General features: G+C 42.2%; 9 protein-coding genes and 1 pseudogene. 6 read left to right on the forward strand and 4 right to left on the reverse strand.

What is annotated here, in order from left to right; genetic code table 11:
* Window positions 1-222 (forward strand): annotated as a pseudogene (locus L4C32_RS18510) (hypothetical protein); the annotation flags it as partial.
* Window positions 223-252: 30 nt separating this feature from the next.
* Here the strand turns inward: L4C32_RS18510 and L4C32_RS18515 are convergent.
* The 4 genes from L4C32_RS18515 to L4C32_RS18530 form a co-directional block, all read right to left on the reverse strand.
* On the reverse strand, window positions 253-633 hold the full coding sequence (locus tag L4C32_RS18515) for a hypothetical protein (RefSeq protein WP_428198376.1): 381 nt from the start codon (window positions 631-633) through the stop codon (window positions 253-255).
* Window positions 634-917: 284 nt separating this feature from the next.
* A complete protein-coding gene (gene rsmF / locus L4C32_RS18520) occupies window positions 918-2,345 on the reverse strand; it encodes a 16S rRNA (cytosine(1407)-C(5))-methyltransferase RsmF (protein ID WP_428198377.1) in 1,428 nt (475 codons plus the stop codon).
* Window positions 2,346-2,462: 117 nt separating this feature from the next.
* Window positions 2,463-5,102 (reverse strand): MlaD family protein, encoded by a 2,640-nt coding sequence (locus L4C32_RS18525; protein ID WP_428198378.1) that lies wholly within the window; start codon window positions 5,100-5,102, stop codon window positions 2,463-2,465.
* Entirely contained in the window at window positions 5,077-6,318 is a 1,242-nt protein-coding gene (locus L4C32_RS18530) for a PqiA/YebS family transporter subunit (RefSeq protein ID WP_428198379.1), read from the reverse strand. Before L4C32_RS18530 ends, L4C32_RS18525 begins: the two co-directional genes overlap by 26 nt.
* Window positions 6,319-6,543: 225 nt before the next feature.
* Here L4C32_RS18530 and L4C32_RS18535 point away from each other — a divergent pair, with 225 nt between their 5' ends.
* The 5 genes from L4C32_RS18535 (at window position 6,544) to L4C32_RS18555 (ending at window position 12,899) form a co-directional block, all read left to right on the forward strand.
* On the forward strand, window positions 6,544-6,999 hold the full coding sequence (locus L4C32_RS18535; RefSeq protein ID WP_428198380.1) for a GAF domain-containing protein: 456 nt from the start codon (window positions 6,544-6,546) through the stop codon (window positions 6,997-6,999).
* Window positions 7,000-7,105: 106 nt separating this feature from the next.
* Window positions 7,106-7,738, forward strand: a complete 633-nt coding sequence (proQ, locus tag L4C32_RS18540) for an RNA chaperone ProQ (protein WP_428198381.1) — start codon at window positions 7,106-7,108, stop codon at window positions 7,736-7,738.
* 17 nt (window positions 7,739-7,755) lie between these two features.
* Window positions 7,756-9,750: a carboxy terminal-processing peptidase gene (gene prc, locus L4C32_RS18545; protein WP_428198382.1), complete on the forward strand. Its 1,995-nt coding sequence runs from the start codon at window positions 7,756-7,758 to the stop codon at window positions 9,748-9,750.
* Window positions 9,751-10,006: 256 nt separating this feature from the next.
* Window positions 10,007-12,616, forward strand: a complete 2,610-nt coding sequence (gene pepN, locus L4C32_RS18550) for an aminopeptidase N (RefSeq protein ID WP_428198383.1) — start codon at window positions 10,007-10,009, stop codon at window positions 12,614-12,616.
* Window positions 12,617-12,674: 58 nt separating this feature from the next.
* Window positions 12,675-12,899: a DUF2835 domain-containing protein gene (locus L4C32_RS18555; RefSeq protein WP_428198384.1), complete on the forward strand. Its 225-nt coding sequence runs from the start codon at window positions 12,675-12,677 to the stop codon at window positions 12,897-12,899.
* The last annotated feature ends 72 nt before the right edge of the window (window positions 12,900-12,971 follow it).

Below are 12,971 nucleotides of genomic sequence, written 5' to 3' on the forward strand. Positions count from 1 at the left end.
GCTCATACTTGTTTAATTTTGCTTGGAATACTGTCTGAAGCCCTTGGAATTCATAGGCGATTTCAAGCAAACACAATCAAGAATAGAAAGGTACTAAGTTACTTCACCTTGGGAAAACGGGTTTTCAAAAACATAAAAATCAAGATAACAATGTTATCTTGGCGAATAACAGTAAAAATGTTCTACCAAAAAATTAAAGTGGCTCAAGAGCTTAGGATTTAATTTTGTGGGGATCCTTCAGTGTCTGTCCCATTAGGGTTTGAATTTATGAATGGCGTGGGAGTATGATCTTACCTCTCCCACGATACTAGCTCGGTTTTGCTCTAGTGTCGTACAGAGCTTTAGCCACTCTTTTTGTTCAAGGTTTAATTGTTGTAAAACGGGTGGGGCAGAGGCATCAATTGCACCGCGCTTGTTGGGTCTTATCTGTTTGCCACTCCAATCAACTAACTCAAGGTAATCATCGAGCCGAAAGGGAATGCCTTTAATCATCTCGTTAGTTGGATTTCCAATAAATGGGTGCAAGCAAGGTGGAGTCAGTTGATTGGCCTTGAGAGCGGTCAGTCTCTCTTTCACTGAGGTGAAATCAGAGGTATCAAGCGAGTCCGCCATGGTGGCTCGAATGGGGTTCAAATCAACATGCTTGAGGTGTCTGTCCCATTAGGGTCCCATTAGGGTTTCCATTAGGGTTTGTCGTAAAACCTGCGGATGAACAGCAAGCGATGGTGATTGTCAATTTCAAATCCCCTTAATAAAAAAGCCCGCGACAAAGGGGTTGTCTCGGGCTAAGGGGAAGCTCTGTTGATCGAGAGCATCAAAATGTCTGTACGTTTTTATCCTAGTTGAGCCGGGTTGAATGTCTAGTTCAAAAGTGAGACATGCTGCCAATCCTAGAGAGATTGTGTGACTTTGCTCGTTTATTGCTCAAATAAGTTACTGTCTTTCACCAGCTCTCTTGGGTAGCCATTTTTAATTCGGTTGCCGACCCACTTCCCTAAACCGATAATGTCCCCGTTATAGCTGACAATCACCTCTCCTTTGCCTACCACATCCGGTCTGATGTCGCGGCACATATACCACTCTTTAGCCATCTCGCTGTTTATCTCGACCGAGTTGCATTGCGCTGAATCGGCTAAGGCGATGATCGCTTCATGTTGCCATTTAAAGCCTTTTTTATGCTGCTCTGCGAGTTTTAGGCCGATACGTTGAAAGCGGATCTCTTTGAGTAGCGGTTCAATCGCTTCAGGGAATAGCCACACTTCGCTATCACGTAGCCAGATGTTATGTTTATCGGGTATCTCAAGTTGAAGAGAGAGGGTAAGAGCATCACTGACTTGCTGAAACTCTTTGTCTGTTGCTTTGGTGAACGGGAATTTACCCATTTTTTTCTTCACCGATAACTTATCGACACTGCTTAGTTTTTTGATTTTGGCGACAAAGAAGCCTTCGCAATCAAAAATTTGTGGAAAGATGTGTAAAAAACCCTCTTCCGTACAAGCTTTTTCGGCCCCTTCAAAGAGATCATGCAGTGGCTCAAACTCGACGGCATCACCAAAGGTCTCTTTTAAGTGATGGCAGATATCTTGATTCTCTTGATGGCTTAAGGTGCAGGTAGAGTAGACGAGGCTGCCACCTGGCTTTAACGCATGAAAAGCACTTTCGATTAACTCTCTTTGGGTGGAACCGATCGCTTCAATCGCGCCTAAGCTCCAGTTTTTCATCGCATCGGGGTCTTTACGTATCGTACCTTCACCTGAACAAGGCGCATCCAGCAGAATCGAATCAAAGGTTTCAGGTAACCAGCCGCCAAAAACGCGTCCATCGAAGTGAGTCAGTGCCACATTGCGTACACCACAACGTTTAATGTTGGCACTCAGCACTTTAATACGACTTGCAGAGTATTCATTGGCGACTAATAGACCTTGGTTAGACATCTCTGCACTGAGCTGCGTGGTTTTTGAACCAGGCGCAGAGGCAACATCCAGAACGAGACCACGCTGTTGGTTGTTGGTCATTAGGGCAGTCACGGGCATCATTGAGCTCGCTTCTTGAATGTAGAATAGCCCAGCAAGGTGTTCAGAGGTATTACCTAATGGCGTAAGTTCTTGTTCGGGGCGTTGTAACCAAAATCCCGTATCACACCAAGGCACTGGAGTTAATTGCCAGCCTTTTGCTTCAACGCGTTGTGTAAAATCAGAGACGGAAATTTTCAACGTATTCACTCGAATACTACGGCGCAGAGGGCGAGAACATGCGGCAATGAAGTCATCAATATTTAGGTGACTGGGAAGAATGCCAGCGATATGTTTTACAAATGGTTCGGGTAGGGAGATGGTTTTGCTCACGCGAGTAGTCTCTGAAGTTCTTAATGGCAGAGAGTGTAACCTAATCCATGTTAAATAATAAAAAAAATGCAACGATTAGGCTGCATTTTTTATTGGTTATTTATTTTGGTCGCTTTATTAATTTCGTTGCGGATTAGGGATGGCGGTTTGCCACGCCTTCCACTCAGGCAGAGCTTTAGGGTGTAGTAGGAAGTTTTTCCCCGCTTTTGCCATAGACTGAAGCGCAACCTCTTCCGGAGTAGAGAAAGCAATCCCGCCTCTTACTATGCTATCTACCGTACCGGTATGGATGGTTGCTCCGGTAAGACCGATAGCAACATCAAGGCCAGATGCATTCCAGAATAGGGTATTTTCACGAATAAGATAGGCAAACTTATCTTCAATATTGATGTCGATTAATACACGATCAGACAGACTGCCTAATTCAATGTTAGTCACACGACCCACTTGGATATCTCGATAGAGAATAGGGGTACCGACATTGACAGAGTCACGTTTCACACTCTCTAGGGTGAAGGCCGTGCTATTTACTGCTACTGGTTCTTGGTTTAATGCGAACGAAGTTACCCTGTCACCATTTCCGGGTTCAACGCGAATGTAGTTAACCAGCAGTGCGTCCAGATCTTTAGTTTCCATTAGCGATATCGTTGGCTCAACAACCCAAAAGTGACTGTTGGCTTTCACGATATCGTTAGCAAATGCTGGGTAGATTCTACTCTGGTATTCAATGATGCCTGTGCTGAAGTTGGGATTAAGTTTGGTCACTTCCCCGATCACGACACCTTTGTATTTGATCTTCGTCCCTTGGGAGACAGAGATACTCTCATCAGAACGTAAGCTAATTAATGCACCGAACTGTTGAGCGTCTTTCAGTGATGAGTAAAGCTTCCATTTTGAGCCTACTTTGTTTTCAACCCCTTCAACTTTATCGAACGAGATCCCGCCTTTTACTAAATTAAGCAGTGGGGCGGCTTGAATACTCACACCATCAAGTCCCGCTTCAATGCTCACTCCAGAGTGATTCCAAAAAACAGAATCTTTAGTAATCAAGTGGGCATAACGGTTCTCAATCACCGCTTTTACAACCATGCCCTCTTTGCCAAGGGTGTAGCTCGCCACTTTACCAACCTGTAAATTGCGATACAAAATAGGGCTGCCTTTACTTACCGGTGGCATCTCTTTGGCAACAAGGTTAATGGTGGTGCTGCCTGATGCATTAAAATCGGCAAGTTCAGCTAATGCACTGCTCTTAAAGAGTGTGTATTGTTTTAGCGGTTTTAGCGATCCACGGCTGCTGAAACTGATGGAGCCAGAAAGCAACTGGCTCGCCGGTGGGATTGAAACGCTGACGCCGTCATCGGTAAATTCAGCCGTGGCACTGCCAGTGACGTAGAAACGGTTTCGGCTTTTGATTAAGTTTTTGTACTCAGCGTGAATGATAATATCAAAAATGACTTTTTCGTTAAGCAACTGAACATCGGTAATGGTGCCAACCGCAATGCCTTTATATAATACGTCTGTATCCGCGCTTAAACCGTAAGACGAATCGGCAGTCAACGAGAATTGAATGGAATCCGGTTTCTCTTTCACCAATTCATGTTTACGTATCGCGGTAAAGCGACGCGTCTTTTCACCTTCACTTGGTACGATGGTTAAATAGTTGCCACGTACCAAGTTGCCAATGTTCTCAATACCGGAGAGGGCAACTTTCGCCTCTTCAAGCACAAAGCGAGCACCGGTATTTAAAAAATCGCTGAAGCTGGGTTGTATCGTGGCATCAGCAATTATTTCTGTGCGGTCTTCGCTTAAATGCAGGTTATTAATCTGACCAATCTCAAGCCCTCTGTACATAATTGGTGAGCCATTTGGACTGACTTCACTGTGATCAGGAAGGGCAATTTTAATCGATATACCGCGGCCGGCGGTTTTGATGTCTGAATAGAGCTTAAATTCCTGTTTGTTTTCAACCAACTGCCCATCGTCTGGGGAGTCCACCGCGATCCCACCACTGAGCAGTGCAGGAATACCTTCAAATTGAATGTCTAACCCATTGAAACCAAGGTTTGCCGCCATACCGCTGACATTCCAAAAGCGACTGTTGGTGGTGATCAGGTGGGCGTATTTATCACTGATTAGCGCATGGATTTTTACCGAATCGGACTCATTGTCTAGTTGAAATTTGTACACTTCACCAATAGGTATTTTCTTGTAAAAGATCTGAGTACCTACTGAGACTGAACTTAAATCGTCAGAATTTAAGATAACCGCCAATCCGCTGGTGCTTGGGCGCTCGGATGGGGGGCTATCTAAAGCGGTAAACTCTGTCCGCTTCACTCCAGTACCGGGTTGAATGGCAATATAGTTACCCGAGACCAGAGCGTCTAACCCCGAAATACCGCTGAAAGAGGCTTGAGGTTTAACCAACCAGAAACTGGTGCTGCTTTTGAGAAGTTGAGAGGCTTCTGGATAGATGTCCACATCAACGAAAATACTTTTAAGATCTTTTGCCAAGGTGATATTTTTTACAATACCCACTTCAAGCCCTTGATAACGTATGGTCGTTCTACCTTCAATGAGTCCTTGCGCATTACTAAACTCAATTTGAACCCGGTCGCCGACACCATTTAAGGCGTTGAATACCAACCAACACGCTAAAATAAGCGCCACCAAGGGTAAAAGCCACAATGGTGAAATCCCTCTGGCTTTCCTGATATTCGGGGTAGCAGGGGTATTATTGTGCAGTTTCTGATTGCTCATAGTTTTCCCAAATTAAACGCGAATCCAAACTCTCAGTGGCTAACATCGTTAACACCACAACCAGTGCAAATGCAATAGCGCCAGAGCCAGGTGTAAAGTCAAGAATCTGACCTCTATCAATTAAAGTCATCATGATTGAAATAACAAAAAGGTCCATGACTGACCATTTACCAATCCATTTCACTGCAGAGAAGATAAACATACGTTGTTTATGATAAATACTGCGTTTGAACTGAATACAAAGAAGGATGTAACCTAAACCCAGTATCTTTGTCATTGGAACAATAATACTGGCAATAAATATGATGGCCGCGATACCACTCATATCATCTCTAATTAAAGAGACAACACCTGAAAAAATAGTGTCCTCAACCCGTTTACCATTATTGAAGAAAATGGAAATTGCAAAGAAATTCGCGGGGAACATACAGATGGTTGCGGCAATTAAACAGGCCCATGTTTTCTGAATCGAGTGTCTTTTACGCTGCTCAAGTTTGGTATGGCAACGAACACAGTGACTGTTATGTGCTTGAGATAGGTGGCAGTGCAGACAGTGAATCTCGTTCAGCATATTTGCATCGGGAACCTTGGTCTGCCAACGGTCCCAATATTGTCGAGTATGAAGGCGTGTTAGTAATAGAGATGTCACCAACTGCAAAAGGATAAGACCACTTAAGCCGACACCAATATAGATATCGGCCACATCTAACATTTTAATGGCTGAAATCGCTAATCCAACAAGGAAAACGTCAATCATTACCCAGCCTCTAAAATGCTCAATGCAGTACATCGAAGCTTTAAACAGGCTAAATTTATTGTATTTGGTTGCCCAATGCGCCGTTAGTACAGAACCACAAACCAGTAGTGGGGCGATTGAACTGCAAAAAAGAATTAACAAACCAAGCAGAGGAAATCCGTCGGTCATCAAGGTGATGGTTCCGGATGGAAGGGTTGCTGGGATCATCACACCAAAAAGGTCAATGGTCATTAATGGGAAAAAATGAGAGGGAATAAACAGAAGCAGGGCGGCGACAGCAATGGCAAGATTACCATTAAGACTAACAGACTTTCCACGGTGCAGGGTTGTTTTGCACCTGGGGCAAGTTGCCACATAGCCACTATTCACTTCCGCTTGTTCTACGGTCAAATCACAACCATGACAACGTTGGCTAGGAGCTAAACTGGACATGTTCGATCGTGATAGTTTGGCTATCATTAGTTGATGTCTAAGTCAGTATTCAGGTTATGGGTCATCGCTCGCTATCATTTATCAGAGTAATCACATAAGGATTATGCCTTAATGAAGAAAAAAATAGTATAGGTCAGTAGTTATTCAAAGTGATTTTGTTTAAAAAAATCATAATGTTTCTTTCTTCAGTCATAATAAGATATCGTTAGAGGGTAAAATTATTGACCCGATAAATAACAACAGGAAAAGAGATTGGATAAGAGTAAGTTTTATCAACGAGTCACTCAGCAAGCGATTGCTTTAGTCGAAAGCGAAAGCGATTTGATTGCTAACTTGGCAAATATCAGTTCGCTATTAAATATGGAGCTTGAACAGATTAATTGGGTCGGCTTCTATTTGCTTAAAGAGAGCGAGCTTGTGTTAGGGCCATTCCATGGCAATCCAGCTTGTACTAGGATTCCAGTTGGTGCTGGAGTTTGTGGTACGGCAGTCCAAAATGAAACGACCATTAGAGTGGATGATGTGCATCAGTTTGAGGGGCATATTGCTTGTGACAGTCAAAGTAACTCTGAAATTGTGGTTCCATTCTATGTCGGTGGAAAAGTCGTTGGTGTGCTGGACATTGACAGTCCAAAAAACCAACGATTTGACGCTGAAGACCAAATTGGACTAGAAAACTTGATAAAAGAGTTACAAAAACAGTTTTAATTAGAAATAGAGAGTGGTTTTTCATTTTCATCTAACTATAATAGCGCCATATCATATTTGAAATTACACCAATTACGACATTAGCCGTAATGATTCAGGATACTACATGGACAACACTGAAAAGTTAGCGAACAGCAAAGAAGTTATCGCCTATATTGCGGAACTATTCCCGAAATGCTTTATTTTAGAAGGGGAAGCAAAACCTCTTAAAATTGGTATTTTTCAAGAGCTTTCTGAACGCTTAGCCGAAGATGAGAAAGTAAGTAAAACTCAACTTCGTGCTGCTTTACGTCAATATACGTCGTCATGGCGCTACCTTCACGGTGTAAAACCTGGAGCAACGCGTGTTGATTTAGACGGCAACCCTTGTGGTGAATTAGAGCAAGAACATGTAGATCATGCTCAAAAAACGTTAGAAGAAAGCAAAGCTAAAGTGCAAGCTCGTCGTAAAGAGCAGGCGAAAAATGCAAGAGAAGAAGCAAAAGCTAAAGCGGATAAATCGCGCAAGTCAAATCCACCGACCCGTAAAGCAAAACCTAAAGCGGACCCAGTAACTAAGCCAGTAGAGCCTAAACGTGAACTCAATGCCGATGAAGTTGTCGTAGGTAATGAAGTAAGCGTAAATATGGGCACGAGCAATATGCCGGCTACCATAGTTGAAATCAATAAGGATGATGTGCGAGTTCGTTTATTAAATGGCCTTCAAATGGTTGTTAAAGCGGAGCACCTTCGTTCATAGAGGAGATCTTCCGACGTATGAATTGTCGATTTAGAGTCTCGTTATTAGCTGCTGGCTTTTTGCTAGCAGCTTCAGCGCAGGCGATTGAAGCAAAATATTCTCAAAGTGATTTACCTGTTCTTGCCGCTGAGAAACAGCATGCAATTTCAAGTAAAAGATTAACTAAAAAGTTAACACGCTCCCATTACAAACATTTCTCATTAAATGATGAGTTCTCTGTCGGAATTTATAACCGATATATAGAGATGCTCGATTACAATCGAAATGTTCTTACCCAATCAGATATTGATGCGTTTTCTAAGTGGTCAACATCAATAGATGATCAGTTAAAATCCGGATCTGCAGATGCTGCGTTTGATATGTATAACGTCACATTACAGAGACGTTTTGAACGCTATAGCTATGCACTCTCTCTCTTAGATTCTGAATTTGATTTCACTAAAGATGAAAGCATTGAACTTGATCGCTCTGAAAAGCCTTGGGCAAAGAGTGATGAAGAGATTAACGATCTTTGGCGTAAACGCGTTAAATACGATGCATTAAACCTTAAATTAACAGGCAAAGAGTGGCCTGAAATTAAAGAGATGCTGACTAAGCGTTATAACAATGCCATTAAACGTTTGACTCAAAGTCATAATGAAGATGTTTTCCAGCTTTATCTTAATGCTTTCTCACGCGAAGTGGATCCTCACACCAGTTACCTTTCACCACGAAATGCCGAGCAATTTCAAGCGGAGATGAATCTCTCTTTGGAAGGCATCGGTGCTGTACTTCAGGTTCAAGATGACTATACAGTGATCCGATCTTTAGTGGCGGGTGGACCTGCTTCTAGCAGTAAACAGCTGACGGATGGTGATCGAATCATTGGTGTTGGCCAAGATGGTGAACAGATTGTTGATATCATTGGTTGGCGCCTTGACGACGTTGTACAACTAATCAAAGGGCCTAAAGGGACCAAAGTGACATTGGAGATATTACCGGAAGGTAAAGCTGCAAAAAGTCACAACGTAACAATTGTCCGAGACAAGATTCGCCTAGAAGATAGGGCCGTTAAGTCAGAAGTGATTGTACAAGATGGTCAAAAAGTGGGGGTGCTTGAAGTACCAAGCTTTTATGTCGGCTTATCAAAAGACACCAAAAAACAGATCGCGTCACTTAAAGAGCAGGGTGTATCCGGCATTATTGTTGATTTACGTAACAATGGTGGCGGTGCATTAACCGAAGCGACGGCGTTAACGGGTCTGTTTATTACGAGTGGCCCTGTCGTGCAAGTTCGCGACAGTTATGGTCGTGTCAAAGTGAACTCTGACAGTGATGGTAAAGTGAGTTATGACGGCCCACTAACCGTGTTAATTAATCGATACAGTGCTTCTGCCTCTGAAATATTTGCCGCTGCACTGCAAGATTATGGCCGTGCTGTAGTACTTGGAGAGCAGTCATTTGGCAAGGGTACGGTTCAACAACATCGTTCATTAAGTGAAGTGTATGATCTGTTTGATACCCCGTTAGGTCATTTGCAATATACTATTCAGAAGTTCTATCGAATTAATGGTGGTAGTACCCAGAACCGTGGTGTTGTTCCTGACATTAGTTTTCCTTCTGCGGTTGACCCTGCGGAAACCGGTGAAAGTGTGGAAGATAATGCACTGCCATGGGACAGTATCAATCGAGCAAGTTACCAGCGCTTGAATGACGTGACGCCATTAGTTGCTAAGCTCACTCTTTCCCATGAAAAACGGATAGAGAGTGAACTTGAGTTTGATTTTATCCGCGAAGATATCAAATACTACAAAGCGCATAAAGATGACAACACCGTTTCATTAAATGAAGCTGTGCGGGAGTTAGAGAGCGATAAAGTAGAAGCGGATAGGCTAGAGCGCGTTAATCTGAGGAAAAAACACGACGGGAAAGAGCTGTATAAATCCGTTGACGATATTCCAAAAGATTACGAAAGTCCTGATGCATATCTGAATGAAGCGGTTGCGATTACCTTAGATATTGCTAATAATTAATTTAGCTAATGGGTACTGATTTAAAACGAAGCCATTGGCTTCGTTTTTTTATATCTGTGTCGCAAAATCCAATAAATAGATTAAAATTTCTAATGCAAATATTTTCCATTGAATTAGTATAAAGGCGAATCTTTACAATTTAATACAGATAGTTTATCGCGACATTATTTTTAAAAGCCATATCAACAATGACTGCATTGTGATATTTCCAGTATTTTATGCTACTGCTGAAAGTTAAAGGAAAAAAGGAATCCGTATGACTGCACAACCTCAAGCAAAATATAGAGAAGATTACTGTTCGCCTGAATTTACAATCACTGATATTGATTTGACATTTGATCTGCATGAAACAGATACGACCGTGACAGCAGTAAGCAAAGTTAAAAAATTAAAAACATCAGATACATTGGTTCTAGATGGCGACGATCTTACCCTAGTAAGCATCGAAGTGGATGGTAAAACATGGACAGATTACACAGTCGCTAAAGGGACGCTTGAGATTCACGCGCTTCCAGATGCGTTTGAACTTACCATTGTGACTAAAACCAATCCTCAAGAGAATACGGCTTTAGAAGGTTTATATAAATCAGGTGATGGGTTCTGTACTCAGTGTGAAGCGGAAGGTTTCCGTCGTATCACCTATTACCTTGACCGTCCAGATGTATTAGCGAAGTTCACAACTAAAGTGATAGCGGATAAAGCACTTTACCCATCACTACTTAGTAACGGTAATCGCTTAGATAAAGGCGATTTAGACAATGGCCGCCATTGGGTGTTATGGCAAGACCCATTCCCAAAACCGTGTTACCTATTTGCTTTGGTTGCAGGCAGTTTTGATCTTCTTAGTGATAGCTTCACCACGTGCACTGGCCGAGATATCACCTTAGAAATCTATGTTGATAAAGGTAATTTAAACCGTACTGAACATGCAATGAAATCGTTAATCAACTCAATGAAATGGGATGAAGAGCGTTTCGGTTTTGAATATGATCTTGATATCTACATGATCGTCGCGGTTGATTTCTTCAACATGGGCGCGATGGAGAATAAAGGGTTAAACATCTTTAACTCTAAGTATGTATTAGCAAACTCAGAAACTGCCACCGATACCGACTACTTAGGTATTGAAGCGGTGATTGGTCATGAATATTTCCATAACTGGACCGGTAACCGAATCACTTGTCGTGACTGGTTCCAGCTAAGTCTTAAAGAGGGATTGACTGTTTTCCGCGATCAAGAGTTCTCCTCTGATCTTGGTTCTCGTTCTGTAAACCGTATTGGTAATGTGAGAGTAGTAAGAGGGCCTCAATTCGCTGAAGATCGCGGACCAATGTCCCATCCAATTCGTCCTGACAAAGTGATTGAGATGAATAACTTCTACACTTTAACGGTGTATGAAAAGGGCAGTGAAGTGATTCGCATGATTCACACTTTACTAGGAGAAACGTCGTTCCAAAAAGGGATGAAACTCTATGTTGAGAGACATGATGGAACAGCGGCCACCTGCGAAGACTTTGTTAAAGCGATGGAAGATGCTTCTGGCGTAAATCTTACTCAGTTTAGATTATGGTATGCACAATCTGGTACCCCGACACTACGTGTAACAGAAGCGTATGATAATGATAAACAACAATATCACTTAACTGTCGTTCAACATACTGCTCCAAGTGCGGAACAAGCTGAAAAAGCAGCGCTTCACATCCCTTTAGACATTGAATTATATAATGCTCAAGGTGATGCTATTTCGCTACAGCGTAACGGAACAGCGGTGAATAACGTTCTCAATGTGACGGAATTTGAACAAACTTTCACATTTGATGACGTTTCGGAAAAACCGACCGTTTCACTACTTAGAGAGTTTTCTGCCCCTGTTAATCTTGAGTTTGATTACTCCGATGATGAACTGGCCTTCTTAATGGTGCATTCTACCAATGAGTTTGCTCGATGGAATGCAGGCCAGATTCTGCTGGCGAAACACATCAAACAGAATGTAGCCAATCTTCAACAAGACAGAGCATTTGCACTGCCTGAGAATGTGGTTGATGCTTTCCGTGGTGCGCTTCTTGATAACGATCTCGATCCTGCGTTTATTGCTGAAATGTTGTCACTGCCTAATGAAAATGAAGTCGCTGGTTGGTATAGCGAAATTGATGTGGACGCGATTCACTCAGTATTGTCTTCAATCAAGAAAACATTTGCTCTGGAACTTTCAGATGAGCTGAATGCCACGTATGGCAGTCTTAAGCAAGATGCTTATGATGTCGAGCATGCCTCTATCGCTAAACGTTCACTGCGAAATGTCTGCTTATCGTTCTTAGCGTTTAGTGAAAATGGCAATACATTAGTATCAGAGCAGTACGACAATGCCAACAACATGACTGATACTATGGCTGCAATGACAGCGGCGAACAGTGCTCAATTAGCATGCCGTTCACGTGTCATGGCTGACTTCAGTGAGAAATGGTCACATGATGGTTTGGTTATGGATAAGTGGTTCATTCTTCAAGGAACTAACCCTTCAGAAGATGCACTAAGTAACATTAAATCGTTAATGGACTCTCACCCGGCGTTTGACTTTAAGAATCCTAATCGAATCAGAAGTCTGGTTGGTTCATTCTTCAATGCAAATCCTGTGTACTTCCATCAGAAATCTGGAGAGGGTTACCAGTTTATCGGTGAGATTCTCACGCAGTTAAATGAATCGAATCCACAGATTGCCTCACGAATTATTGATCCTTTGTTAAAATACCGTCAATATGATACAAATCGTCAACAATTGATGAGGGCTGAGCTTGAAAAATTGGCTCAACTTGAGAATTTAGCCAACGATTTGTTTGAAAAAGTAAACAAAGCGTTATCTATTTAACATCTACGCAAAGTAGCAACGATGTTGTCGTTGCTACTTTTTTTAAATCAAAATGACTATGAATAAAATTTACTTTTTTCCGCTTAATATTTCATACCAAGCCTACCAGGCGCACTACAGTGGGGCCGCTAATAAAGTATTGGTTGTCACTGAATGTGGCTTAAAAATTCAATTACCTACCARCCGATTTAGACCATTTCTCACTCATTCTGGAATTCAGGGTCGCTTTCAATTAACCACAGATCAAGACAATCGTTTTCTTCGACTTTTACTTCTAGGCTAAAGCTCTACTTTAGTCACAATTTAATACATTCTTATCTCTGAAACCCAACATTTGTAACAGATTATTATATTT

Origin of the sequence: Aliivibrio kagoshimensis (genome assembly GCF_050337105.1) — a bacterium.
In the GTDB taxonomy this organism is placed as follows: domain Bacteria; phylum Pseudomonadota; class Gammaproteobacteria; order Enterobacterales; family Vibrionaceae; genus Aliivibrio_A; species Aliivibrio_A kagoshimensis.

Excerpts from the sequence above, each read along its gene's own strand:
- proQ (WP_428198381.1), top strand. The coding sequence starts at position 7,106 with ATGGACAACACTGAAAAGTTAGCGAACAGCAAAGAAGTTATCGCCTAT.
- L4C32_RS18530 (WP_428198379.1), bottom strand. The coding sequence starts at position 6,318 with ATGATAGCCAAACTATCACGATCGAACATGTCCAGTTTAGCTCCTAGC.
- prc (WP_428198382.1), top strand. The coding sequence starts at position 7,756 with ATGAATTGTCGATTTAGAGTCTCGTTATTAGCTGCTGGCTTTTTGCTA.
- pepN (WP_428198383.1), top strand. The coding sequence starts at position 10,007 with ATGACTGCACAACCTCAAGCAAAATATAGAGAAGATTACTGTTCGCCT.
- L4C32_RS18525 (WP_428198378.1), bottom strand. The coding sequence starts at position 5,102 with ATGAGCAATCAGAAACTGCACAATAATACCCCTGCTACCCCGAATATC.